This window comes from Armatimonadota bacterium (assembly GCA_031459715.1).
Lineage (GTDB): Bacteria > Sysuimicrobiota > Sysuimicrobiia > Sysuimicrobiales > Humicultoraceae > Humicultor > Humicultor tengchongensis.
In genome coordinates this window covers 1-24,800 of record JAVKIA010000007.1, presented here as the reverse complement: position 1 = coordinate 24,800, position 24,800 = coordinate 1, and the positions used below count along the sequence as shown (strand labels likewise).

The 24,800-nt window shown below is 71.2% G+C and carries 25 protein-coding genes and 1 riboswitch; of the genes, 20 read left to right on the top strand and 5 right to left on the bottom strand.

All coding sequences use genetic code 11. The annotated features are described in order from the left end of the window. Positions 1-49 precede the first annotated feature (49 nt). From QN152_04435 to QN152_04340, 20 genes are all read left to right on the top strand, one after another. The gene (locus tag QN152_04435) at positions 50-1,210 is read left to right on the top strand and encodes an iron-containing alcohol dehydrogenase (GenBank protein ID MDR7538764.1); all 1,161 of its coding nucleotides are present in this window, start codon (positions 50-52) and stop codon (positions 1,208-1,210) included. Beyond that, complete coding sequence (locus QN152_04430; protein ID MDR7538763.1) at positions 1,200-2,486, top strand: lactate racemase domain-containing protein; 1,287 nt, start codon at positions 1,200-1,202, stop codon at positions 2,484-2,486. Before QN152_04435 ends, QN152_04430 begins: the two co-directional genes overlap by 11 nt. After that, positions 2,483-3,262 (top strand): Sir2 family NAD-dependent protein deacetylase, encoded by a 780-nt coding sequence (locus QN152_04425; GenBank protein MDR7538762.1) that lies wholly within the window; start codon positions 2,483-2,485, stop codon positions 3,260-3,262. The genes QN152_04430 and QN152_04425 overlap by 4 nt, the downstream gene beginning before the upstream one ends. 15 nt (positions 3,263-3,277) lie before the next feature. Then, complete coding sequence (locus QN152_04420) at positions 3,278-4,075, top strand: S-methyl-5'-thioadenosine phosphorylase (GenBank protein ID MDR7538761.1); 798 nt, start codon at positions 3,278-3,280, stop codon at positions 4,073-4,075. A 46-nt stretch (positions 4,076-4,121) separates the two neighbouring features. After that, a complete protein-coding gene (locus QN152_04415) occupies positions 4,122-4,421 on the top strand; it encodes a hypothetical protein (GenBank protein ID MDR7538760.1) in 300 nt (99 codons plus the stop codon). After that, entirely contained in the window at positions 4,418-5,485 is a 1,068-nt protein-coding gene (ltaE, locus tag QN152_04410; protein MDR7538759.1) for a low-specificity L-threonine aldolase, read from the top strand. The genes QN152_04415 and ltaE overlap by 4 nt, the downstream gene beginning before the upstream one ends. A 175-nt stretch (positions 5,486-5,660) precedes the next feature. Then, entirely contained in the window at positions 5,661-6,209 is a 549-nt protein-coding gene (gene infC / locus QN152_04405; GenBank protein ID MDR7538758.1) for a translation initiation factor IF-3, read from the top strand. Next, entirely contained in the window at positions 6,206-6,400 is a 195-nt protein-coding gene (gene rpmI, locus QN152_04400; GenBank protein MDR7538757.1) for a 50S ribosomal protein L35, read from the top strand. The genes infC and rpmI overlap by 4 nt, the downstream gene beginning before the upstream one ends. A 48-nt stretch (positions 6,401-6,448) precedes the next feature. Then, positions 6,449-6,808 (top strand): 50S ribosomal protein L20, encoded by a 360-nt coding sequence (gene rplT, locus QN152_04395; protein MDR7538756.1) that lies wholly within the window; start codon positions 6,449-6,451, stop codon positions 6,806-6,808. 12 nt (positions 6,809-6,820) lie between these two features. Next, positions 6,821-8,176, top strand: a complete 1,356-nt coding sequence (locus QN152_04390) for a potassium transporter TrkG (protein ID MDR7538755.1) — start codon at positions 6,821-6,823, stop codon at positions 8,174-8,176. Between the two features lie 77 nt (positions 8,177-8,253). Beyond that, entirely contained in the window at positions 8,254-8,904 is a 651-nt protein-coding gene (locus tag QN152_04385; protein ID MDR7538754.1) for a TrkA family potassium uptake protein, read from the top strand. 23 nt (positions 8,905-8,927) lie between these two features. Continuing rightward, complete coding sequence (locus tag QN152_04380; GenBank protein ID MDR7538753.1) at positions 8,928-9,716, top strand: RNA methyltransferase; 789 nt, start codon at positions 8,928-8,930, stop codon at positions 9,714-9,716. Between the two features lie 389 nt (positions 9,717-10,105). Then, complete coding sequence (pheS, locus tag QN152_04375) at positions 10,106-11,089, top strand: phenylalanine--tRNA ligase subunit alpha (protein ID MDR7538752.1); 984 nt, start codon at positions 10,106-10,108, stop codon at positions 11,087-11,089. A gap of 10 nt (positions 11,090-11,099) precedes the next feature. Beyond that, positions 11,100-13,169 (top strand): phenylalanine--tRNA ligase subunit beta, encoded by a 2,070-nt coding sequence (gene pheT / locus QN152_04370; protein ID MDR7538751.1) that lies wholly within the window; start codon positions 11,100-11,102, stop codon positions 13,167-13,169. A 47-nt stretch (positions 13,170-13,216) separates the two neighbouring features. Continuing rightward, entirely contained in the window at positions 13,217-13,708 is a 492-nt protein-coding gene (locus QN152_04365) for a CvpA family protein (protein MDR7538750.1), read from the top strand. Positions 13,709-13,713: 5 nt separating this feature from the next. Beyond that, positions 13,714-15,429 carry a DNA polymerase/3'-5' exonuclease PolX gene (gene polX / locus QN152_04360; GenBank protein ID MDR7538749.1) on the top strand — a complete coding sequence of 572 codons (1,716 nt, stop codon included), beginning with the start codon at positions 13,714-13,716 and terminating at the stop codon, positions 15,427-15,429. Continuing rightward, positions 15,426-16,088: a DNA-3-methyladenine glycosylase gene (locus QN152_04355; GenBank protein ID MDR7538748.1), complete on the top strand. Its 663-nt coding sequence runs from the start codon at positions 15,426-15,428 to the stop codon at positions 16,086-16,088. Before polX ends, QN152_04355 begins: the two co-directional genes overlap by 4 nt. Positions 16,089-16,157: 69 nt before the next feature. Continuing rightward, a riboswitch (cyclic di-GMP riboswitch) is annotated at positions 16,158-16,244 on the top strand. 19 nt (positions 16,245-16,263) lie between these two features. Continuing rightward, on the top strand, positions 16,264-16,452 hold the full coding sequence (locus QN152_04350) for a hypothetical protein (protein ID MDR7538747.1): 189 nt from the start codon (positions 16,264-16,266) through the stop codon (positions 16,450-16,452). A 111-nt stretch (positions 16,453-16,563) separates the two neighbouring features. After that, positions 16,564-17,124 carry a DUF5317 family protein gene (locus QN152_04345; GenBank protein ID MDR7538746.1) on the top strand — a complete coding sequence of 187 codons (561 nt, stop codon included), beginning with the start codon at positions 16,564-16,566 and terminating at the stop codon, positions 17,122-17,124. Next, positions 17,121-18,584, top strand: coding sequence for an HD-GYP domain-containing protein (locus QN152_04340; protein ID MDR7538745.1), 1,464 nt, complete (start codon positions 17,121-17,123; stop codon positions 18,582-18,584). Before QN152_04345 ends, QN152_04340 begins: the two co-directional genes overlap by 4 nt. Here the strand turns inward: QN152_04340 and amrB are convergent. From amrB to QN152_04315, 5 genes are all read right to left on the bottom strand, one after another. Continuing rightward, positions 18,468-19,661, bottom strand: a complete 1,194-nt coding sequence (gene amrB, locus QN152_04335) for an AmmeMemoRadiSam system protein B (GenBank protein ID MDR7538744.1) — start codon at positions 19,659-19,661, stop codon at positions 18,468-18,470. The two genes, QN152_04340 and amrB, sit on opposite strands and share 117 nt — an antisense overlap. A gap of 60 nt (positions 19,662-19,721) precedes the next feature. Then, the gene (locus tag QN152_04330) at positions 19,722-20,930 is read right to left on the bottom strand and encodes an ABC transporter permease (protein MDR7538743.1); all 1,209 of its coding nucleotides are present in this window, start codon (positions 20,928-20,930) and stop codon (positions 19,722-19,724) included. Beyond that, entirely contained in the window at positions 20,930-21,601 is a 672-nt protein-coding gene (locus QN152_04325; GenBank protein ID MDR7538742.1) for an ABC transporter ATP-binding protein, read from the bottom strand. Before QN152_04325 ends, QN152_04330 begins: the two co-directional genes overlap by 1 nt. A gap of 65 nt (positions 21,602-21,666) precedes the next feature. After that, positions 21,667-23,067, bottom strand: coding sequence for an efflux RND transporter periplasmic adaptor subunit (locus QN152_04320; GenBank protein ID MDR7538741.1), 1,401 nt, complete (start codon positions 23,065-23,067; stop codon positions 21,667-21,669). Positions 23,068-23,127: 60 nt separating this feature from the next. Next, the gene (locus QN152_04315) at positions 23,128-24,555 is read right to left on the bottom strand and encodes an ISNCY family transposase (protein ID MDR7538740.1); all 1,428 of its coding nucleotides are present in this window, start codon (positions 24,553-24,555) and stop codon (positions 23,128-23,130) included. Between the last annotated feature and the right edge of the window lie 245 nt (positions 24,556-24,800).

Below are 24,800 nucleotides of genomic sequence, written 5' to 3'. Positions count from 1 at the left end.
CCCCGGGTCCGGCGAACTCATCCTGACAGGTCGCGGCGGGGGGGACGGAATGCACGCCTTGACCGATACCTTCACGTTCCAGGCCCCGACCAGTATCACCTTCGGCGTAGGCTCGGTCAGCCGGTTGGGGCAGGCCGTCGCCCCGCTGGGGAGCCGGCCACTGGTCGTCAGTGACCCGGGGGTTGCCGCCGCCGGCATCCTGAAGCAGGTGCTGGACGGGATCGCCCCGGCGGTGACGTCGGTGGAAACCTTCTCCCAGGTGGAGCCAAACCCCAGCATCGAGACCGTCGATCGGGCGGTCGCCGCCTACCGCCGCGGTGGGTGTGACTGCCTGGTCGCCTGCGGCGGGGGCAGCGCCATGGACGTGGCGAAAATGGCGGCCGTACTGGCGACCCATGGGGGCAGTGTCCTGGACTATGAGGGGATGGGTAAAGTCCCCGGACCCATCGTTCCGGTGATCTGCGTTCCCACCACCGCCGGCACCGGCAGCGAGGTGACGCAGTTCGCCGTGATCACCGACCGGGCGCGGCCGTTCAAACTCACCGTGGGCAGTTCCTACCTGGTGCCCGCGGCCGCGGTGTGCGACCCCGCGCTGACCCTGTCGCTGCCGCAGGCTCTGACCGCAGCCACGGGCATGGACGCGCTGACCCACGGCATCGAGTGCTACGTGAACACGGCGACCAACCCCCTGGCCAAGACCCTGGCCCTGGAAGCCATCCGCCTGGTCGGCCGTCACCTGCGCACCGCCTACGCCACCGGGCAGCACCTGGAGGCCCGCTACCACATGCTTCTGGCCAGCACCATGGCTGCCCTGGCCTTCACCCGCACCCGGCTGGGCAACGTACACGCCATGTCCCATCCCCTGGGAGCACGGTTCGACGTGCCTCACGGTGTGGCCAACGCCGTGCTGTTGCCCTACGTCATGGAGTGGAATCTCATCGCCGGCATGGAAACCTACCCGCGGATTGCCGAGGCGCTGGGCGAACCGACAGCCGGCCTGCCGCCCCGGCGAGCGGCGGAGGTAGCGGTGCAGGCCGTGCGCCGCCTGGCCGCAGACGTGGGCATTCCGGAGCGGCTGCGCGACCTGGGGGTTCCCCGTGACGCCATCCCGGCCCTGGCCGAGGACGCCATGAAGAGCGGCAACGTCCTGGTGAACCCGCGGCTGACCCGGACCGAGGACCTCGTGCATCTCTTTGAGCGTGCGTTTTGAGCTCCGCCTGCCCCAGACCCTGCCGGGAGCTGAGGTCGCCCTTCCTCCGCTGGTGGAGGTCGAGCAGACTTTTCCCCGGCCGCGCCTGGCCGACGTGGCCGAGGCAGTGCGCGAGGGGCTCCGCCCGCTGATGGCTGCGCTCCGCGGCCGTCGCATTGCGGTCACCGCTGGCAGCCGGGGGATCCGCGACATCGTCCCGGCCCTGCAGGGCGCGGTGCAGGCCATCCGGGACGCGGGGGCCGAGCCGGTGGTCCTTGCCGCCATGGGTAGCCACGGAGGGGGGACGGCCGAAGGGCAGCTCCGGGTACTGACCCATCTGGGGATCACGGCACAGGCGCTGGGCGCTCCCGTGATCAGCTCCATGGAGGTGGTGGAGCTGGGGCGGACTCCCGGGGGCTACACCGTCTACCTGGACCGCCGCGCCGCAGAGTGTCACGGCGTCATCGTGCTCAACCGGATCAAGCCCCACACCGCCTTCATCGACCGTTTCGGAAGCGGGCTGCTGAAGATGCTGGCTATCGGCCTGGGCAAGGCTCCGGGGGCCGCCCAGGCGCACCGCCAGGGTGCTGCGGGGATCGCCCGGTGTATCGAGGAGGTGGCGGGCGCGCTGCTGGAGTCGGGGCGTGTCGTTGCCGGGGTGGCCATGCTGGAGAACGCTTATGACGAGACCGCCGCTGTAGAGGTCTTGCCGCCTGCCGAGATCCCGCGGCGCGAGCCGCTGCTCTACCGGCAGGCGCAGGAGTGGATGCCCCGGCTGCCGGTGGAGGAGGCCGACGTGCTGGTCGTTAGGGAGATGGGGAAGAACTACAGCGGCACGGGGATGGACCCCAACATCATCGGGCGGTGGCGCCACCCCACCATCCCCGACCCACCGTCCCCGCGCTTCCACCGCATCGTGGCCCTGCGCCTCTCGCCAGCCTCCGCCGGGAACGCCCAGGGGGTGGGCCTGGCAGATGTGGTGACTGCACAGCTGGCGGAGGCCATCGACTTTGCCGCCACCTACCTCAACGCCATCACCAGCACCTTCCTGGAACGGGTCTTCCTGCCGCTAGTGGCTCCCAGCGACAGGACGGCCATCCAGGCGGCCCTGGGCTCCCTGGACCTGCCGCGTCCCGAAAAGGCGCGCCTGGTGCTCATCCCCAATACCCTGCACCTGGAGCGGCTGTGGGTGTCGGAGAGCCTGACCCCCGCACTGGCCGGCCGCCCCGGGGTGACCATCGGCCCTCCCCGCTCCTGGAAGTTTACCGCGGAGGGGGACCTGGTGCACCTGAGGTGAGCGTGGCCCGGGCCGCCGCTCTGCTGCGCCGGGCGCGCACGGCGGTGGCCCTCACCGGAGCGGGGGTGAGCACGGAGTCCGGGCTGCCGGACTTCCGCTCGCCGGGCGGGCTGTGGGCGGATGTGGATCCGCTGCGGGTGGCCAGCCTGACGGCGTTCCGCCGCCGGCCGGAGGAGTTCTACGCCTTCTACCGGAGGCGGCTCTCCCTGCTGCGGCGGGCACGGCCCAACCCGGCGCACCAGGCCCTGGCCCATCTGGAGCGGGTCGGGCTGCTGCGGGCGGTCATCACGCAGAACGTGGACGGCCTGCACCAGGCCGCGGGCTCGAGGCGCGTGCTGGAGATCCACGGCAGCCTGCGCCACGCCTCCTGCCCCAGATGCGGCTGGCGTACCGACATCGCCGTGGTGGAGGAGGCGCTGGACGCGGGTACCCTGCCCCGCTGCCCTAGGTGCGCGTCGCCGCTGAAGCCCGACGTGGTGCTCTTCGAGGAGCTGCTGCCGCCGGAGGTCTTCGCCCAGGCGGAGCAGCTCTGTCGGGAGGCCGATGTGCTGCTGGTGGTGGGCTCCTCGCTGCAGGTGACCCCCGCGGCCTTCCTGCCGCGGATCGTCCTGGAGCAGGGTGGTCAGCTCATCATCGTCAACCGCGAGCCCACCCCCTTCGACGCGGAGGCGGCGGTGGTGCTGCGGGGAGCAGCGGGGAGGATCCTCCCGGCAATTGCCGCGCAGGCGGCAGGCGGTGCGCCCGCTGCCGCCGAAGAAGACGTCCGCCGGAACTGATCTGTGGAGGAGCGCATGCCTGAGGCCGAGATCGGCGTCTTCGGCGGTTCAGGGTTCTACGAGCTGCTGGCGGATGCGGAGGAGGTGACGCTGCAGACACCCTACGGACCGCCCAGCGCCCCCATCACCCTGGGAGAGGTGGGCGGGCGGCGCGTGGCCTTTCTGCCGCGGCACGGGCGGCGGCACGAGATCCCGCCGCACCGGATCAACTACAGGGCCAACATCGCGGCCATGGAGCACCTGGGTGTGCGCCGCATCCTTGGCCCCTGCGCCGCCGGCAGCCTCCAGCCGCACATCCGCCCGGGGGACTTCGTCATCTGCGACCAGTACGTGGACCGCACCCGCGGCCGCGCCGACACCTTCTACGACGGGCCGGTCACCACGCACCTGTCCATGGCCGACCCCTACTGTCCTACCCTGCGCCGGGTGGTGTTAGAGGTCGGACACCGTATGGACCTGCCGCTCCACGACCGGGGGACGGTGGTGGTGGTCCAGGGCCCCCGCTTCTCCACCCGCGCGGAGAGCCGCTGGTTCCGGGCCCAGGGGTGGGAGGTGGTGAACATGACCCAGTACCCGGAGTGCGCCCTGGCCCGGGAGCGGGAGATCTGTTACGTGAACATCTCCCTGATCACTGACTACGACGTGGGCGTGGAGGGGGACCCCTCGGTCGCGCCCGTGACGGCAGCGGAGGTCGTACGCATATTCCGGGAGAACCTGGTCCGCCTGCGGGAGCTGGTCCTGCAGGTGATCCCGGCGGTTCCCCCCCAGCGGACCTGCGTCTGTGCCAGCGCGCTGCAGCAGGCGCGGGTGTGAGGTTCGCGGCCAGGGAAGCGCGCAGGCACGGAGAGGAGGTTTGACCATGGTGGCACGCCGCGACCCACCCGATCCCGCAGGGAAGTGGCTGGGGCTGCTGGTCTTTGCCCTGGGCATCGCCCTGCTGGTCTTCACCTTCTACCGCGGCTTCGTAGAGCTGGTGCAGGCGGGGCTGCTCAGCCAGACCGCCGCCGGGGCGCAGAGCGCCAAGATCACCGACACCTTCCTGCTGGCCATCGCCAAGTGGCTGCTCCTTTTCCTCCTGGCGTACATCTCCTCGTCCATCGCCGGACGCGGCATCTCCCTCTTCCAGGTCTCCCGCGGTGGGGGAGGGGAGGAGGGATGAGTCCGCCTGTCGACCTGCGCAGCGACACTGTTACTCAGCCCACGGAGGCCATGCGCGAGGCCATGCGCGCGGCGGCGGTGGGGGATGACGTCTTTGGCGAAGACCCCACCGTGAACCGCCTGGAGGAGATGGCTGCAGCGCGCATGGGGAAGGAAGCCGCGGTCTTCGTCCCCAGCGGCACCATGGCCAACCTGGCGGCGATCATGAGCCACACCCAGCGGGGAGACGAGGTCGTCGTGGAGGAGCGGGCCCACTGCTACCTGAATGAGGCCGGCGGGATGGCGGCCCTGGCCGGGGTGATCCCTCGGCCACTGCCCGGCGAGCGGGGGATACTGGCGCCGGCCCAGATCGAGGCGGTGCTGCGGCCGCCAAACCTGCACTTTGCGCCCACACGCCTCCTCTGCCTGGAAAACACCCACAACGCCGCGGGAGGCGTGGTGATGTCCCCGCAGCAGATGACCGCCCTCTGCGCCACTGCCCACGTCCACGGGCTCCGAGTCCACCTGGACGGGGCCCGGATCTTCAACGCCGCCGTGGCCCTGGGCGTAGATGTCCGGCTGCTGGTGCAGGATGCCGACTCGGTGATGTTCTGCATCAGCAAGGGGCTCTCCGCCCCTGTGGGCTCGCTGCTGTGCGGCAGCGCCGAGTTCGTGGCCCGGGCACGCCGCGCCCGCAAGATCCTCGGCGGGGGGATGCGGCAGGCCGGGGTGCTGGCTGCCGCCGGCATAGTGGCCCTGGAGACCATGGTCGACCGCCTGGCGGACGACCACCGCCACGCCCGCGTGCTGGCCCAGCGGCTGGCGGAGATCCCCGGGCTGCGCGTGGACCCCGCCAACGTGCAGACCAACATGGTGCTGGTGGAGGTCCCCCAGGCGCCGTTGGTGGCCCGGCAGCTGGCCGCGCACGGCGTCCTGGTCCTGGCGGTGGCGCCGTGCCGCCTGCGGCTGGTTACACACCGGCACATCGGCCTGGCTGAGGTGGAGCGTGCGGTGGAGGCCTTTGCCCGGGTCGCCTCCCAGGTCGGGAGGGAGCAGGAGGCGGGAACAGGCGAGCGGGGGTCTTGATTGACCGCCCTGCCTCCCGGTGCTATACTCGCCCCCGGTCTTCATATGGGACGAAGTAGAAGCCGTCCGCTTCTCACCCCGGGGCGGTGCTGCCGGGGTCACTACGGCACCAGACAGAAGGGATGGCCAGACCATCCCTTCACCCTTTTGCGGAGGGTACTGAGGGGGCGACGCCATCAGTAGAGAGCCACGGATCAACGACCGCATCCGCGCCCGGGAGGTGCGGGTGATCGGGCCCAACGGTGAGCAGCTGGGCATCCTGCCGTTCGCGGCGGCGCTGCAGCGGGCGCAGGAAGCGCAGCTGGACCTGGTGGAGGTAGCGCCCACGGCGCAGCCGCCCGTGGTGAAGATCATGGACTACGGGCGGTACAAGTACGAGCAGGCCAAGCGGGACCGGCAGGCCCACCGCAAGCAGCGCGGGGGGGACCTCAAGGGGATGCGCCTCAGCCCAAACATCGGGGAGCATGACTTCCGGGTGAAGGCGGGGGCGGTATACGGCTTTCTCCGGAATGGACACAAGGTGCGCGTGGCCCTGTGGTTCCGCGGCCGGCAGATGGCCTACCCCAAGGTGGGGGAGGCACTGCTGGCGCGGCTGGCGCAGGCGGTGGCCGACGTGGGGGTGGTGGAGAATCCGCCGCGCCTGGAGGGACGCAACATGATCATGGTGCTGGCGCCGCGACGGCGCGAGGCGCCCGCGGCCCAGCGGACGGACGGTGTACGGTGAGCAAGCGGGCAAAGACGCATCAGGGCACGGCCAAACGCATGAGCCGCACCGGCAGCGGGAAGCTTGTCCGCGGCCGGCAGCAGGGCGGTCACCTGATGGTGAAGAAGCGGCCGAAGCGGCGGCGCTCGCTGCGGCGCCGCGTGGAGGTGCATCCGGCGGACGTGCCCAAGATCGCCCGGCTTCTGCCCTGATCCCGCAGGGCGGGCGCAGATGGCCGGGCAGGCCGGGAGTGAGCGCCTATGGCAAGGGTCAAAAGGGGCGTGGTGTCGCGCCGCCGGCACAGGAAGATCCTGCGGCTGGCCAAAGGCTTCTACGGTGCTAAGTCCCGCTGGTTCAAGCTGGCCAACCAGTACGTGCTCCGGGCGCTGGCCAGCGCCTACCGGGACCGCCGCCTGCGCAAGCGGCAGTTCCGCCGGCTGTGGATCACCCGCATCAACGCCGCGGCCCGCAACAGTGGATTACCCTACAGCCGGCTGATCGCCGGACTGCGCAAGGCGGGGATCAGGGTGAACCGGCGGACCCTGGCCGATCTGGCCGTCGAGGACCCGGCCGCCTTCGACGCCCTGGTGGAGCAGGCGAAGGGCAGCCTGGGCCGCTAGCACCCCGAGCCGATGGCACGCGCCTCCGTAGCTCTGCGGCGCGTTGCACCTCGCGCCGCGCTCTCCCCCGCCCAGACCATCCTCCTGGGCTTTGCCTCGGTCATCGTCGTCGGAGCCGTCCTCCTCTCCCTGCCTGTGGCAGCCGCAGACGGCCGCCCTACCCCGTTCCTGGACGCGCTCTTCACCGCCACCTCGGCCACCTGCGTCACCGGCCTGGTGGTGGTGGACACGGGGACTCACTGGTCCCTCTTCGGCCAGCTGGTCATCCTCCTGCTCATCCAGGTCGGCGGCTTTGGCTACATGACCACGGCCATGCTCCTGGCGCTGCTGGTGGGGCGGCGCATCGGGCTGCGCGAGCGGATGGCCCTGGCGCAGAGCTACAACCTCTACAGCCTGGGCGGGATCGTCCGCTTCACCCGGACGATCATCCGGGTGACCCTGGCCATTGAGGGAGCGGGGGCGCTGCTGCTGGCGTTGCGATGGGTGCCCGAGGTGGGGCTGGTCCGCGGGGTCTACTGGGGAGTCTTTCACGCCGTCTCCGCCTTCAACAACGCCGGCTTCGACGTCATGGGCAACTTCGCCAGCCTAACCCGCTACGCCACCGATCTTCCGGTGAACCTGACGGTGATGGCGCTGGTGGTCCTGGGCGGCCTGGGGTTCGGCGTCCTGACCAACCTGCGGGAGGGGCGGCGGCACTTCACCCTGCACACGCGGGTGGTGCTGTCCGCCACGGTGGGGCTGATCGCTGCCGGCAGTGCAGGGGTCTTCCTCCTGGAGTTCGCCAACCCGGGGACGCTGGGTCCCCTGAGCTGGCCGGCCAAGGTGCTGGCCGCCCTCTTCCAGAGCATCACCCCACGCACCGCGGGTTTCAGTACGGTGAGCATCGGGCAGATGCGCGAGGCCACGCTGATGCTGCTGGTGGTCCTGATGTTCATCGGCGCCTCCCCGGGCGGCACCGGCGGGGGGGTCAAGACCACCACCTTCGTAGCGCCGCTGGCGGTGATCCTGGCCCAGCTGCACGGCCATCCCGACCCGGGGCTGTTCCAGCGCAGGTTCCCGCCGGTGGTCATCTATAAGGCCGTCACCATTGTCCTGCTGGGCGTGGCCTTCGTCGTGGTAATGTCCGTGGCCCTGGCGCTCTCCGAGGGGCTGGCCATGCTGCCGGCGGCGTTTGAGGTGGTCTCCGCCTTTGGCACGGTGGGGCTGTCCACGGGGATCACCCCCTCTCTGAGCGCCCTGGGCAGGCTGATTATCGTCGTCACGGCATACACGGGCCGGGTGGGTCTTCTGACCCTGGCCTTCGGCCTGACCCGGCGGCAGGCGATCCCCCACTTCCGGTACCCGGAGAAGGCGATCTATGTGGGGTGAGATGGCCAAACGCCGCAATGCCGGGGGGCGCATCCGGCAGGCAAAGGAGGTGAGCTGAGGCCCGGCCTCAGCGAGAGATGGGCGAGTTTGCGGTCATCGGACTGGGGCGGTTTGGCAGCAGCGTGGCCCGCACCCTCTACGACCTGGGGCACAATGTCCTGGCCATGGACAAGGACGAGGAGGCCCTGCGGGCGGTCGCCGACCATGTCACCCACGCGGTGCAGATCGACACCACCGACCCCGACGCCCTGCGCGCGGTGGGCATCACCAACTTCGACGCTGTGGTGGTGGCCATCGGGGTGGACATCCAGGAGTCCATCCTCACCACCATGCTCCTCAAGGACCTGGGGGTGAAGAAGGTGGTGGCCAAGGCCGTCGACGAGCGGCAGGGGAAGGTCCTGGAGAAGGTCGGCGCCGATGCTGTGGTCTTCCCCGAGCGGGACATGGGGGTGCGCGTGGCCCACAGCCTGGCCTCGCCCAGCGTCCTGGAGTACCTGGAGCTCTCCCCTCAGTACACCATCGACGAGGTGCGAGTGCCCGAGCGGCTGGACGGCCGCACCCTGGGGGAGCTGGAGCTGCGGGCCAAGTTCGGGGTGAATGTCCTGCTCATCCTGCGGGACAGCCAGCTGCTCATCTCCCCCTCCAGCGACGTGCGCCTGCAGCGCGGCGACGTCCTGGTGGTGGTGGGAGAAAACCGACAGCTGCACCGCCTGGAGAGCGCCATCTGATCACCTCGACGAAGAATCCCCTGGTGCGGCGCCTGCGTCAGCTGCACCAGCGCAGGGAGCGGGAGACCACCGGGCGCTTCCTGGCGGACGGGGTGCGCCTGGTGGAGGAGGCGCTGCGCGCGGAGGCGCCGCTGGAGCGCCTCCTGGCCACCCCGGACCCGGCCAACCCGCGCCTGGCCGCGCTGCTCCATGCGGCGCGCAGCCGCGGCATCCCCGTGGTGGAGGTGGCCCCTCACGTCCTGGCGGCGGTGAGCGAGGTAGAGACACCTCAGGGTGTGGTGGCGGTGGTGCGCCGTCAGGCCCTGCCTCTGGAACCGCTGTTAGGGCGGCCGGACCTGCTCCTGCTGGTGGCGGACCGGGTGCAGGACCCGGGGAACCTGGGGACAATGATCCGCACGGCGGACGCCGCCGGCGCCTCGGGCGTGGTGTTGCTGCCCGGGACGGTCGATCCCTACAACCCGAAGGCGGTGCGCGCCAGTATGGGCTCGCTCTTTCACCTGCCAGTGGTGGAATGGTCCCTGGAGAGGCTGTCTGACCTCCTGCGCCGGGGAATCCGCCTTCTGGCCACCGACCCCGCCGGGCCGGTGGACTTCCGAGAGGCGGACTACCGCCGTCCCCTGGCTATTGCCGTGGGGCACGAGGCCGAGGGGGTGAGCGCGGCGGTGCGCCGGGTGGCTGCGGCCGTGGTGCGCATCCCCATCCTAGGGCGGGCCGAGTCGCTGAATGCGGCGGTGGCGGCGGCGCTTGTGTTGTACGAGGCGGGCCGGCCGGTGTATACTGGCGGCAATCTTCGCCGGCCTGCTCCGGCGTGACGGCCAGGTCTGTCTGGGCCTACCTGGCCTACTGCGGTCGGGGCGGGGGGCGTCTGTCAGCAGGCTGTCGTTGAACTGAGCCAGCGCGGCCGACCGGGCCGCGGGGCGATGCGGGAGAGAGTACGGCCGGCTGCACCGCAGAGAGCGGGACCGCTCCAGGGGGGGCAGTGCCAGGTCCCGCGGCGCGGACCGGCCGGAAGTTCACTCCCAAGCCGCGGGGTGAAGCGGCTGCGCCTGCCGGCGCTGCCGTGCGTAGTCCTGCCGGATGCTCCACCGTGACCGGGAGCGCAGAGCGCCCGGTCTCCTCAAGGGCCGGGAAGCCGGGTGGTACCGCGGAAGGAGGCGCTTCCGTCCCAGAGACGGAAGCGCGTTGCTTTTGGAGGTAGGCTATGCGTGAGGAGATCGAGCAACTGGCGATGGAGGCGGAACGACAGATCGCCGCCGCAGCCACCACGGAGGCGCTGGAGGAGGTACGCCGCACCTACCTGGGCCGGAGAGGGCGGCTGGCCACCCTCTTCGACCGGCTGCCGCAGTTGCCGCAGGAAGCGCGGCCGGCGACCGGCCGGGCGCTGAACGCGGTGCGCGCACGGGTCGAAGAGGCGTTCCGCCGCCGCGCAGCTCTCCTGGCCGCCTTAGCCCGGGAGGCGCGGCTGGCGGGGGAGCGGCTGGACGTGACGCTGCCAGGGTGGCGGCGCCACCTGGGGCGGCGGCACATCCTCTCGCGCACCCTGGAGGAGGTGCAGGAGATCTTCGTGCGCATGGGGTTCGAGCTGGTCGACGGCAGCGAGGTGGAGAGCGACGAATTCAACTTCGAGCGGCTGAACATCCCCCCCGACCACCCTGCGCGCGACAGCATGGACACCTTCTACATCGGCGAGGACCTGCTGCTGCGTACCCACACTACCGTGGTGGACGTGCGCGTCATGCGGGAGCGCCGCCCGCCCATGCGCATCCTCACCGCCGGCCGCTGCTACCGGCGCGACGTGGTGGACGCCACCCACATGCCCGTCTTCCACCAGGTGGACGGCTTCATGGTGGGGGAGGGGATCACCTTCGCCGACCTCAAGGGGGTGCTCATCACCTTCGCCAGGGCCATGTTCGGGCCCGAGGCGCGCGTGCGCTTCCAGCCCTCCTACTTCCCCTTCACCGAGCCCAGCGCAGAGGTGGCGGTGTGGTTCAACGGAGGGTGGCTGGAGCTGGGGGGCTGCGGCATGTTCCACCCCCGCGTCCTGGAGATGGCCGGGATTGACCCGGAGCGCTACACCGCCTTCGCCTTCGGTGGGTTTGGCGACCGCGTGGTCATGGCCCGCTACGGGATCCCGGACATCCGCATGTTCTGGGAGAACGACCTGCGCCTGCTGCGGCAGTTCTGAGGAGAGACCCATGCGCGTCCCGCTGTCCTGGCTGCGCGAGTTCGTCCCACTGCCCGAGGAGCCGGAGGCCCTGCGCGACCGCCTGGCCATGCTGGGATTCGGCCACGAGCCGGTGCAGTGGGTGGGAGAGGAAGCCGTCCTGGACCTGGAGGTGGCCAGCAACCGGCCGGACCTGCTCAGCGTGCTTGGGGTGGCCCGCGAGATTGCCGCCGCCTGGGAGCGGGAGCTCACCCTTCCCCGGATCACCCTGCGGCGCAGCGCCACCCCGGCGGCGACAGTGGTGGATGTGGCCGTGGAGGACGTGCAGGGGTGTCCCCGCTACACGGCTCACGTGATCAGCGGCGTGCGCGTGGGCGCCTCCCCGCCCTGGATGGTACGCCGCCTGGAGGCCGCGGGCATCCGCAGCATCAACAACGTGGTGGACGTGACCAACTACGTGATGCTGGAGCAGGGGCAGCCTCTGCACGCCTTCGACCTGGACCGCCTGGCGGGGCCGCGGATTTTGGTACGGCGGGCACATCCGGGGGAGCGCCTGGTCACCCTGGACGGAGTGGACCGCCCCCTGGATCCGCAGGTGCTGGTCATCACCGATTCGGCCCGCCCTGTGGCCATCGCCGGAGTGATGGGCGGCGCCGACACCGAGATCGGTGCCGCCACCACCCGGGTGCTCCTGGAGGCGGCGGTCTTTCACCCCGCGCAGGTGCGCCGCACCGCCCGGCGGCTGGGTCTGCGCACCGAGTCCAGCGCCCGGTTCGAACGGGGCCTGGACCCGCGGGGGGTGCTGCGGGCGGCGCGCCGGGCCGCGGGCCTAATCGCCGAGGTGGCCGGCGGCCGGGTGCTGACCGGAGCCGTTGACGTCTACCCGCACCCCGCCCCGCCCACCACCATCACCCTGCGCCTGCCGCGGATCGCTCGGGTGCTGGGCGTGGAAGTGCCGCAGGCGACGGTGCTGGCCATCCTCCGGCGCCTGGGCTGCCGGGTGGTGCGTCGGGCGTCGCACCTGGTGGTGACCGCTCCGGTGGGGCGGGTTGATCTGGAGCGGGAGGAGGACCTGATCGAGGAGGTGGCGCGGCACTACGGCTACGACCGCATTCCGGAGGCGATGCCGCGGGAGGTGGTGCAGGCGGGCAGCGTGGCGCCCTCGCTGCAGGCCGAAGCGCGCGTCCGGGATCTGCTGGTCCGCGCCGGCTTCGTAGAGGCCATAACCCTCTCCCTGGTCAGCCCGGAGGTCTACCAGCGCCTGGGGGTGGGCGCGGACGATCTCCGGGAAGGTTTGGTGCCGCTGCAGAACCCACTGCTGGCGGACCACACCCACCTGCGGGCGATGCTCCTTCCCGGCCTGCTGGAGGTGCTGCGGGTAAACCTCAGCCGCCGGGTGGAGGACGTCCACCTCTTTGAGATCGGGCGTATCTTCCGGCCGGGGGTGGGTGCCACAGCCGGCCGGGTGGAGGAGCGACGTGCCCTGGCCGTGGCCATGCACGGGCGCTTGGCGCGGGGGTGGAACCTGCCGCCGGCGGCTGTGGAGGTCACCTTCTTTCACCTGAAGGGTCTGCTGGAGGAGCTGGGCGCTGTCCTGCGCCTCTCCCTGCAGGCGGAGCCCGCAGCCGCGCCCTGGCTGCACCCCGGGCGCGGCGCGCGGCTGCTGGCGGACGGGGCGGAGGCGGGGCTGTTCGGAGAGCTGCACCCCGAGGTGGCCGAACGCTTCGGGCTGAGCGGCCGCGTCTACGCGGCGGAGGTTGACCTGGAGGAACTGCTGCGCCGTGCCGCTCCCCGCCCGCGCTTCGACCCCCTGCCGCGTCACCCCTCCGTGGATCGGGACCTGGCCATCTTCGTCCCGGCGGACGTGCCGCAGGCCGAGGTGCTGCGGGTGATCCACGCGTCCGGGGGGCCCCTGCTGGAAAGCGCGGAGCTCTTCGACGTCTACACGGGGCCGCAGGCGCCCCCCGGGCAGCGCAGCCTGGCCTATAGCCTGCGCTTTCGCGCCGCCGACCGCACCCTGACCGCGGCGGAGGCCGACGGTGCCCTGGGGCGCATTCAGGCCGCGCTGCGGGAGAAGCTGGGGGCTACCCCGCGCGGCTAGCTGCGGGGCAGGGTGGCGCGGAGGTCGACGCGAAGAGAGAACATATCGTGAGCTGGGTGGACTTTCTTGTCATTGGCATCCTGGTCTATACCGTGTGGCAGGGGGTGCTCCGTGGCTGGGGAGCGGCCCTGGTGGGGATCGTGGTCATCGCGGCCGCATGGTCAGTGACCATCCTCCTGCTGCCCTACTATGGTCCGGGCGTGGAGTCGCTTCCCCTGGAGCCGGCGTGGGCGCGCACCATCGCCTTCGGCTTGATCCTGGTGGGTTTCTACGTGATATTCAGCCTGATCGCCAACGCCTTCCTGGGGGGCAAGCGGCCCAAGGTGGAGGCGCAGGTCGCCGGCGCCCTCTTCGGCGCCGCCCGGGGGTTGGCCGGCGCCATGGTCATCCTGGGGTTCCTGGCGGCCACGCCGGCGAGGGAGGCGCTCATCCGCGACATTAACGCCTCCCGCCTGGGCAGGCCCATCCTGGAGGGGCAGCGGCGGGTGATGCAGCGCATCCCGACGCTGCCGCCCATCGGTCCCGACCGACGCATCTAGCCGCCATGCGCAACCTGGCGCTGGCCCGGATCTTCAGCGACATCGCGGACATGCTGGAGATCAAGGAGGAGTCCGTCTTCCGCATCTCCGCCTACCGCCGGGCGGCCCGGGCCATGGAGTCCCTCACCGAGGACGTGGCGGAGGTGGCCGCCCGCGGCGCGCTCCAGGAGATCCCCGGGATCGGCAAGTCTACCGCGGAGAAGATCGAGGAGTTCCTGAAGACGGGCCACATCCGCTACTATGACGAGCTGCGCGCCTCTCTCCCCGAGGGCATCACCGCGCTGATGAGCGTCCCCGAGGTGGGGCCCAAGACCGCCGTCCTGCTCTACGAGCGGCTGGGAGTGAAGACCGTGGAGGAGCTGGAGCAGGCGGCCCGCCAGGGCCTGGTGCGTACGCTGCCGCGCATGGGAGCCAAGACCGAGGAGAACATCCTCAAGGGGATCGAGCTCATCCGCCGCACCAAGGAGCGGCTACCGCTGGGGCAGGTGTTGCCCCATGCCAAGGAGATCGAGGAGGCGCTGCGGGCGCTGAAGGAGGTGAAAACGCTCAGCCTGGCCGGCAGCATCCGCCGCATGAAGGAGACCATCGGTGACATCGACCTCCTGGTGACCAGCAGCCAGCCAGCCCGGGTGATGGAGGTCTTCACCACCCTGCCCGCCGTGCAGCGGGTGCTGGCCAGGGGCTCCACGCGCTCCAGCGTCCTCCTGGAGGTCGGGGTGCAGGCCGACGTGCGCGTGGTAAAGCCGGAGTCTTTCGGGGCGGCCCTGCAGTATTTTACCGGCAGCAAGGAGCACAATGTGAAGCTACGCGAGCGCGGGGTGCGCCGCGGATACAAGCTCAACGAGTACGGTGTCTTCCGCCTGCGGGACGAGCGGCGGGTGGCCGGGCGCACCGAGGAGGAGGTCTACGCCGCCCTGGACCTGCCCTGGATCCCCCCGGAGATCAGGGAGGACCAGGGCGAGGTGGAGCTGGCGGAGAAGCGCCGCCTCCCTCGCCTGGTGGAGCTGGGGGATATCCGCGGCGACCTGCAGGTGCACACCCGCTGGTCCGACGGCTCCGACAGCGCCGAGGCCATGGCCCGGGCGGCGCGAGAGCGCGGCTACGAGTACATTGCCATCACCGACCACTCCCGCTCGCTGAAGTTCGCCGGGGGCGTGACCATCGACGAGCTGCGAGAGCACGCCCGGCAGGTACGGAAGATCGCCGACCGGGTGGGCATCGCCATCCTCATGGGCACCGAGTGCGAGGTCCACCCTGACGGGTCGCTGGACTACCCCGACGAGGTGCTGCGCGAGCTGGACATCGTGCTGGCGGCGGTGCACACCCGCTTCCGCATGAGCGAGGCGGAGATGACCTCGCGCATCATCAAGGCCATGGAGAACCCCCACGTGGACCTGGTGGCCCACCCCACGGGCCGCCTGCTGGGGCAGCGGGAGTCCTACAGCGTGGACGTGGAGCGCCTGGTGGAGGCGGCGCGGCGCACCAGGACCGCCCTGGAGATCAACGCCGCGCCGGAGCGGCTGGACCTGCGGGACACCCACGCCCGCATGGCCCAGGAGCGCGGGGTCATGCTGGCCATCAACACCGACGCCCACACTCGCTACCAGCTGCGGTACATGGAGTTCGGCGTGGGCACGGCCCGCCGCGGCTGGGTGGAGGCGCGGCACGTCCTCAATACCCTTCCCCTGGAGGAGCTGCTGGCCTACCTGCGCGCGCGGTGAGTGCCCTGCGCCCCCTGCCCCGCCGCTTCTTCGCCCGGCCGGTGCTGACGGTGGCCCGGGACCTGCTGGGCCGCTTGCTGGTGCACCAGACCCCGGAGGGACGAACGGTGGGACGGATCGTAGAGGTGGAGGCATACCGGGGCCGCGACGACCCGGCCAGCCACGCCTACCGGCTGACGCCGCGCAGCCGGATCATGGCCGGTCCTCCGGGAGTGGCCTATGTGTACTTCACTTACGGGAACCACTTCTGCCTGAACGTGGTGGCCGAAGGGGAAGGGAGGGCGGCAGCCGTCCTGCTGCGCGCCCTGGAGCCCCTGGAGGGGCTCGCCCTGATGGCCCGCCGCCGTGGGATCGACCTGCGGGATCCCGCGGCCCTGCGCCGCCTGGCGGCGGGGCCCGGCCGCCTGACCCGGGCCATGGGGGTGACCGGCGCCGACAACGGCCGGGACATGACGCGTCCCCCTCTGTTCATCGCCCGGGGCCGTCCCGGTCGTCGCCTCATCGGCCGCAGCCCGCGGGTGGGTGTGCGGCAGGCGGCACAGCGGCCCTGGCGCTTCTTCCTGCGGGACAGCCGCTACCTCTCCAGGGCGGCTGTCCCTGCGAAACACGCCCTCCGGCCTCCTCCTGGCCGGGGCGCCCGCGCGCAGACTGAGGTCTGAAGCGCGCCCCATCTGGGCACAGGCCAATCTGGGTGCGCCGCCCCCGGGGCGGCGCTGATCCGAAGGCTCCTCCGAGAAAGGCACACCCGGGGAAACTCGGGGTCGCAAAGTCACGGGCCTACCGCCGTACCCGGCCACGGCCGCCGGACTGCCGAAGAGGGTGGCAGATCATCCGGTGGCCGTGCCGTCTTCCGGCCGCCGGGCGCAGGGTGTGGCCGCGGATGCGCGCGGCGGCGATCACCCGAGCCTGAAAGGAGGCGCTGGGATGCGCTGGAAGGCGAAGATCCTTAACCTGCTGGTAGCCCTCGCGGCCCTGAGTGCTCTGCTCGTGGCGATCGGCGCTCAGGGCAAGTGGGAGCACTGAGGCCTGGCGGCGCCGCCTCCAGCCCGCTGGCTGCCGTATCAACCCGCGGCGGGCGGAGTGCATAACCCAGTCCATCCGCGGCGCTGACAGCGACGCGCCGACGGCAGCGGGATGTTCCTGCTTTTCGTCCTCGCCCTGGCCCTGGCCGTCGCCCTGGCCCGCGGCGGCAGCCTGTGGGTGCTTGCCGGCCAGCACTGGCGGCTACCACTGCTGCCGGTTGTAGCCGTTGTCCTCCAGATCGTGGGCTTCCTGCCCGACGAGGCCGCATCGGAGGCGGGACGGGCGTTCGCCGCCTTCATGCACGGCTGGTCCTACCTCCTGGCTGGAGCCTTCATCTGGGCGAATCGGCGTACCCCCTGGCTCTGGTTGATGGCCCTGGGCGTAGCGGCCAACGCTGCGGCCGTCCTGGCTAACGGGGGCTTCATGCCGGTGCCCCCGGGGGCGAGCGGAGCCGCCGCCGAGGCGGCAGCGCGGGGGTACTACAACAATGCGGTGCTGATGAGTTCGGATTCCCCGCTGTGGTTTCTCGGGGACGTGCTCACGGTTCCCTCGTGGTGGGGAGGGCGCTGGGCCGTGAGCGCTGGCGACCTGGCCATCGCCGTCGCCACCTTCGGGCTGGTGCAGCGCCTGACGCACCCGGCGGGCCGCGGGCCTGACCTGCCGCAACGATGACCCCTCGCCTGCGTCCTCTCATCCTGCTGGTCACATCGGGCGGCCTGGCTGTGGTCGGAGGGGCGCTGCACACCCTGCTCGTCCGCCTGCCCCCCGCCCTGGAGACCGGGGTCTTGTGGTACACGCTCCTGCTGGTGGTGGCCATCCTCAGCGAGATGCGGCCGGTGCCGTTCACCCTGGGCCGGGCCAGCAAGGACGAGAGCTTCAGCATCACCATCATCCTGCTCGTCCTGTTCGCCTTCGGCTGGCCTGCCGCGGTCCTGCTGGCTGTGGCCGCGGTGGTCGTGGCCGACACGCAGGCCAGCAAGCCCTACTACAAGGTGCTCTTCAACGGCTCGATGTATGCCCTGGCCACGGCCGCGGCCGGGCTCACCTACCAGCTGGGCCACAGCCACCCCGGGATGCTGCAAGGCGCTTTGTCCCCCGTATGGATAGATACCGCCATGCGGTTTGCGGCCGGGGGAATGTGGTACCTGGTCAATGCGGCCCTGCTCATGCTGGTGCTGGCCAGAGTCCAGGGGGTGCCCCTGACCCAGATGTTCGTCTGGGGGCTGCGGGACTCAGCCGGCGTGAACCTGGCGCTGATCTCCATCGGCACCGCCATGTCCCTGCTCTGGCAGCTCCACCCGGTGATCCCGGTGATCCTGGTGCCTGCGATCCTCATGGCCAAGTCCGGCTACCAGGGCTACACGCGGCTACGCACGGAAGCCGAAGCCATGCTGGCGGCGCTGGCCGACGTGCTGGACCTGCGCGATCACACCACCGGCAAGCACTCCCAGCGCGTCGCCGAGATGAGCTACGCCCTGGCCCGCGAGCTGGCCCTGCCGGAGGAACAGGCCCTGGCCCTGCAGTCCGTGGCCCGGGTGCACGACGTGGGCAAGATCGCCGTGCGTGACGCAGTGTTGCTGAAGCGGGGCAGCCTCTCACTGCAGGAGCGGCAGGAGATCCAGTCCCACGTTGAGGCCGGGGGACAGATCCTCAGCCACCTCTCGGTGTACAAGCCCCACCTGCCCATCCTCCTGCAGCACCACGAGTGGCTGGACGGGAGCGGGTATCCCTACGGGCTGCGGGCGGAGCAGATCGGGGCGGGAGCCCGCATCCTCGCCGTCTGCGATGCCTACGACACTATGACCTCTGAGCGGCCCTACCGGACGGCGCTCTCCAGGGAGGCGGCCATGGCCGAGCTCTACCGCCAGGCCGGCAGCCAGTTCGACCTGCAGGTGGTGGAGGCCCTGGAGCGCTGGCTCATCCGGGAACGCCGGCTGCGGCCCGACTGGAGGCTGCTGGCGGCACCGCCCACAGCGGCGTTCCTGTCGGCGGTGGGAGGTGGCGAGGGAACCGGGCTAGAGCAGGGCCAGGCTGGCGAACGAGACCAGGCCCGTGGGGTCGGGGGCCTGCCCGTACCTGAGCAGGCGTCCCCGCACGGGTTCCAGGATGCGCAGGGCCACGTACACTGCTGAGAGCGCGTCGATCCGCTGCGGGTTGCCCTCTGCGCTCACCGCCTGCCAGAAGGCCTCGGCGTCTCCGCCGACCACGGCCTGCAGCGCCTCACGGTCGCGCACCGACGTGCGGGCCTCCAGTACCGTGCCCACCGGATCCTCGTCCCCGAAGCGCGGGCCGACGTGGCTGAAGTCCACACCGGCAATGACCGCCACGTCGTCCCGTCCCCAGACCAGGGCGCGCAGGGCCTGGACCACACGCTCCACCTCGTCCACCTGTCGGGGCGATCCGGATCCGGCCCACCGCTCCAGGTGGGAGACGAGCAGGGGGACGATGCGCACAGCGCGGTCCGGAAAAACGTGCTGCAGGAAGAGCACCTGGAACTCCAGGGAGTGCTCGCTCCGGTGCACGGTCTCCCAGCGGGTCAGGTCCCCGGTCCGCACCTGTAGCTCGGCGACCATGGCCTCGTCCACGGGAAGGACGCCCAGGGGCGTCTGGAAGGCCTTGCGGGTGAGGACAAACGGCTCCGGCGGCCCGCTGTGGGCCACGCCCAGGAGGACGGCGCTGCGGACCGGCGCCGCCGTCAGCGCGGCGTACGCCCAGGCGTAGCACCACCCTCCACGGGAAGGGTCGATGTGCGGGGCGACGATGCCCCGCGGGAGCAAGCCGACCAGCTCCTCCCGGTTGACCTCCGCCAGGTGCCGGTCAAGCGCCTGACGCAGGGCCGCGGGGTCGGCCGGGTAGGCCCGTCCCGCGTGGTAGGCCGGCCGCAGAGGCGCGGCGCGGAAGGCCTCCTCCAGCGCACGGCGCCGCTGCTGGAAGGCCTCGGTCTCCAGGAGGCTGAGGCGGTCCAGCTCCTGGACCATTCGCTGCAGATCCCAGGAGAGCAGCAGGTCACCGCCGGTGCGGCGCGCGTACTCCGCCTGTACGTCCACTACATCGCGCCGCCCGTCCAGCAGGGTGGCCACCAGGTAGAGCTGGGGCGAGAGGAGGATGGTCTCCTCGGCGAAACCTTCCGGATCGCGCACGGCGATCAGGTGGCGGCCATCATGCCGCACGGGCACCATCTCCACAGGACGCAGGCGGGGTAGCGGCATCGCGTCAGCTCCGGGTACCGGCGCGCAGCTTGATTGTACCGGGAGAGGGCAATGGTGCGGTCACTCGTAGCGTAGCGCCTCGATGGGGTGCAGGCTGGCCGCCCGCCAGGCGGGGTAGACCCCGAAGACCACCCCGACCAGGGCGGAGAAGCTGAAGGCCAGCACCACCACCGGCAGCAGCGAGGCCGGCGTCGGCGCGCTGTGCAGCAGGCGCAGCGAGATGCCCCAGGAGATGGCCAGGCCCACGGCCATGCCCAGGACGCCGCCCACCAGGCTGAGGCCCACCGCCTCCACCAGGAACTGGGTGAGGATATCCAGCCGCCGGGCGCCTATGGCCTTGCGGATGCCGATCTCCCGCGTCCGCTCCGTCACCGAGACCAGCATGATGTTCATGATGCCGATGCCCCCCACCACCAGAGAGATGGCGGCGATGCTGGAGAGGGCGATGGTAAGGATGCGCAGGATGGCCGACAGCGAGGCCAGAAGCTGGCTCTGGGTGAGGACGGTGAAGTCCTCCTCCCCATGCTCCCGCAGCAGGATGCGCTGGGTGTCGCGCACGGCGCGGGGGACCGACTCCACATCCCTGGCCTTGACGAACAAGAACGAGACGTAGGTGATGTCGAAGAGCTGCTGGGTGGTGGGCAGCGGCAGGTAGGCGCGGTCGTCCAGGTCCACCCCCAGGATGCTCCCCTGCGCCTGAAGGACGCCGACCACCTCGAAGGCCCGCCCGTTGACGGTGAGCCGTCGCCCCACCGCCTGGCGCGGCACGCGGTAGAGGCGCTGGGCCAGCGCCGGCCCCAGGACGGCCACCCGGCGGCGACGGGTCATGTCCGCCTCCTGCAGGAAGCGTCCGGTCTGCAGGGCCAGGCCGCGCACCGCCAGCAGCGTGGGCGAGGTGCCGATGACCGTGGTGGTGGTGCGTCGGCCGCCCCCGCTCACCTCCACGGAAGTCTGCAGCATCGGCGCCACCTCACTCACCGCCGCCGCCTCCCGGCGGATCGCCTGGGCGTCGGCGGCGGTGAGGGTAAGGCGGGCCTCCTCGGTGGGGAAGGGCGAGTCCTCCTTGGCCTTCCCCGGCAGGACCCACAGCAGGTCGGGCCCCAGGCTGGTGAACTCACCCACGACGCTGGAACGGGCGGTCTGGCCCACAGAGACCAGGGCGATTACCGCGGCCACACCGATGATTACGCCCAGCATGGTGAGGAAGGACCGCAGCTTGTGCGCCCGCAGGGCTTCCAGGGCGACGGCGATGCTCTCGGGCAGGTCCATCAGGTCAGGGCGGCGCGGCCCGGCCGCGGGTCGGGGACCGGCTCATCTCCCACCAGGCGGCCGTCGCGCAGGTGCAGGATGCGGCGGGCGTGCCGGGCCACAGTGGGGTCGTGGGTGACGACGGCGACGGTCATGCCGCGGGCGTTAAGGTCCTGAAAGATGGCGAGGATCTCCTGGCCGGAACGGCTGTCCAGGTTACCGGTGGGCTCGTCGGCCAGCAGGATCGCCGGCGTATTCACCAGTGCCCGGGCGATGGCCACCCGCTGCTGCTCCCCCCCGGAGAGCTCCTGGGGGGAGTGGTGCGCACGCGGCACCAGGCCCACCTGCGCCAGCGCCGCCAGCGCCCGCCGCCGTCGCTCGGCGCGGGGGATCCCGGCGTAGACCATGGGCATCTCCACATTGCGCAGCGCGCTGTAGCGGGGCAGGAGGTTGAAGGTCTGAAAGACGAAGCCGATACGGCGGTTGCGCACCTCCGCCAGCGCGTCGTCGGGCAGGCGGCTGACGTCGACGCCGTGCAGGAGGTAGGTGCCGGAGGTGGGGCGGTCCAGGCAGCCGATCAGGTTCAACAGCGTGGACTTGCCCGAGCCGGAAGGACCCATCACCGCCACGAACTCCCTCGCGGCGATCTCCAGGCTCACGCCCTGCAGGGCGGGGACGGGCACCCGCCCCATGCGGTACACTTTGGTGACCTCGCGCAGTACCACCACGGGTGTGGCGGGTGGGGCAGGGCTCACCGTCAACGCACCACCAGGACGCGCACCCGTTGACCGTCGCGCAGGCGCCCCGCCTCCCCCACCGCGACCAGGTCCCCCTCCGTCAGGCCGTCCTGGATGACCATGAACTCGTCGTTGCCTTCCCCGGTGCGCACCTCCCGTCGGCGCAGCCGGCCGCCCTCAATCAGGAAGACGTAGGGCCTGCCGTCGTCCGCCGAAGCGTGCACCGCCTCCGCCGGTGCCAGCAGCGCGTCGGGGATCGCCCGCAGCAGCAGCCGGATGTCCACGCTGGTGCCTGCGCGCATGGTCGCGGACCCCTCCAGGTCGATGCGCACGCGGACGACGCGGCTGCCCAGGCGGATCTCGACGGCCTGTCCGATGCGCGTCACCCTGCCGTGGAATATCCTGCCCGGATAGGCGTCCGCGGTGATCCGGGCGGTCTGGCCCAGGCGGACCTGACCGATGTCCGCCTCGTCCACGTCGGCAGTGATCCAGCCGGAGGAGGCGGCCAGCGATGCCACCGGAATTCCAGGGCCGACGGGCGACCCCGGGGTCAGGTAGACGCGGGTGACGGTCCCGGCGAAAGGTGCCCGGAGGCGCCCGCGGGCCAGCCGGACAGTGGCCGCACGCAGGGCGGCCCGGGCCTGCGCCACCCTGGCCCGAGCTGCGGCCGCGGCCGCCTCCGCCTGGCGGACGTTGGCACGGGCCGCCTCCCAGGCCGCCTCCGCCTGCCGCACCTGCGCTGCCGCTGCGGCCAGGGCCTCGGGGCGCGCGCCGGCTCGCAGCAGGTCGCGCTGTGCCACGGCCTGCCGGTAGCGGGCGTCGGCCGTCTGCGCCTGCAGCTGGGCGGCCTCCAGCTGCGCTGCACTGACGGCGCCATCGCGGAAGAGCCGGCGGGCCCGTTCCAGGGAGCGGCGCGCCTCCTCCAGGGCAGCCCGTGCGGACTCCACGGCAGCGTCGGCCTGCCGCAGCTCGTCGGGGCGAGGGCCCGCCTGCAGCTGTGCCAGCGCGGCTGTGGCGGCGCGGACGGCGGCCCGGGCCTGCTCGGCCTGCCGCTTCGTGGCGTCAACTGCCGCCGCCGCCCGCGCCGCTTCCTCGTCGGCCACACGCAGCCCGGCCTCGGCCTGGTCGACCGCCGCCAGGAGCTCGTCCTCCTCCACCGTCGCGATCAGGGCGCCGGCGGAGACAGACTGCCCTTCCGCCACGGCCACGCGGGCAAGCCGGCCTGGGAGGTCAAAGGTCAGCTCCAGGGTCCGCGTCTCGAAGATCCCCGTGACGGGCAGCATCACCTCCAGCGGCCCCCGCCCGATTCGCGCTCCCTCCACCTCGGTCAGAGGGCGGGGGAAGACCTGGCGCAGCGACCAGATCAGCCCCCCGGCCGCCGCGGCCAGCAGCACAAACAGGACCAGCCCCCGCCGACGCATCAGCGCAGCTCCTCCCCGCGGTGCAGTTGTGGACTGTCGGCGTTCAGTGATTCTGTCAGGTTATCTGTTCAGTGAAAATGTCACTCCCGCCTTCCGGAGGTCCTTTCGTCGTTTGGCCTCCGCCGTAGCCAGCCTCCACGGGTGGTCGGGCGCGGGTTTCCACTTGTGCCCCGTTGGAGCGAGCGTGTCCCGTCTGACAGCCCGACCGGTTTCACCAGTGCCCCCAGGACGCGTTTCTCGGGGAGGGGGAGGGATCTCGATACCCCCCTTCGGGGCAGGTGGATGGCTGCGCCGGTGCGTGCGCGGACGAGGCGATGCGTCCGCACGGACGGCCAGCGGGCGCGCGGCGAGTCGCCGGCCGTGGTAGTAGACCGCGAGCGTCCCATCGAGGCGCTCGTGCACTTCCACCCGGGCCTTAGCATAGCTCCGCCCTCCGGGCCCAGGCAGGAGCTGCAGCTGATGCGGCGCCAGGGCGATCGTGTTGTCGTTGGCGACGCTGGCCAGGTACTTGAAGCAGAAGACCGTGTCGGGATCGAGGTCGGCCGGCCACGCGCGATACGCGGGAGCCGGCTCGGCGGGGGCCTGGGCGAAGCGGGCGTTGTAGCGCTCGAGGAAGCTGGGGAGGAAAGCGTTGGCGGCCTCGCAGGCGGAGATGCGGGCGAGGCGGAGTTCGGTGACCAGGCGATCCTGGAAGGTGCCACCCTGGCGCTCGATCCGGCCCTTGGCCTGGGGGGAGGAAGCCGGGATCCACTGGATGCCGAGCTCCTGGAGGGCGCGGCCAACCTGGGTCGGGGCCGGCCCGCCGCGGAGCTGCTCCGCGAGCGTGAGCGGGCGCTGGCGGAGCGGGGCGCGCTTGAAGATCCCGTGGCGGTCCGTGTAGACCGCCAGGGGGAGCCCATAGGCCTGGGTGAGTTGGCGAAGGAGCAGGAGGTATCCGGTGGCATCCTCCTGCTCCCGGAAGACGGCGCTGACGACGATACCCGTGGCGTCGTCGACGGAGTGGTGGAGGGCGAGCTTCGGGCCGCGGTCTTCGAGCCAGGCGTGGTGGCTTGCGTCCATCTGAATGAGCATCCCGGCCCGGGGGAGGCGCTCCCGCCGTCGGCGGTGCTTGGCGGGGCGCCGGGTGCGAGGGCTGGCGATGCCTGCCCCCGTGAGGATGCGGTGGAGCGTCGGCCGAGAGAGGGCAAGGCCCTCGCGCTCAGCGAGCAGCTCGCTGAGGTGCTGGAAGTTCACTCGGGCGTAGGTGGTGCGGGCGAGCTGGACCACTTGGGCCCGCGTGGCGGCATCCACCCGCCGTGGCGAGACGCGGCCCCGGTTCCCATGGACCAGGGCGGATGGGCCACGGGCCCGGTAGGCTGCCCGCAGGCGTTGGGTCTGCCGGACCGAGCACTCCAGGAGGGTAGCGGCGGCTGCCACGGTAAGCTCACCCCGTTCGAGGGCATTGAGGACCATGAGATGCTGCGTCTCCTGCTGCGACAAGGTCACCATGCCTCCCCTCTTCGCCCTGGGAGGGGGGTGACATTTTCACTGAACGCTTAAGGGGTGACACAATCACGGAACGTCCACACGGTGCAGTTGTGGACTTGACATCCCGGCCGACCCCATGATATCGTTCCGCCTCGAATGTACGCCGCGGGAGACGGGCATGGATAGGAGGGGGGTCAACCGCATAGCGTGCGCCGGGTGTTGCCCGGCGCTTTTTTTGTGCCCTGCACTGCTGCGGCGGGTGGATC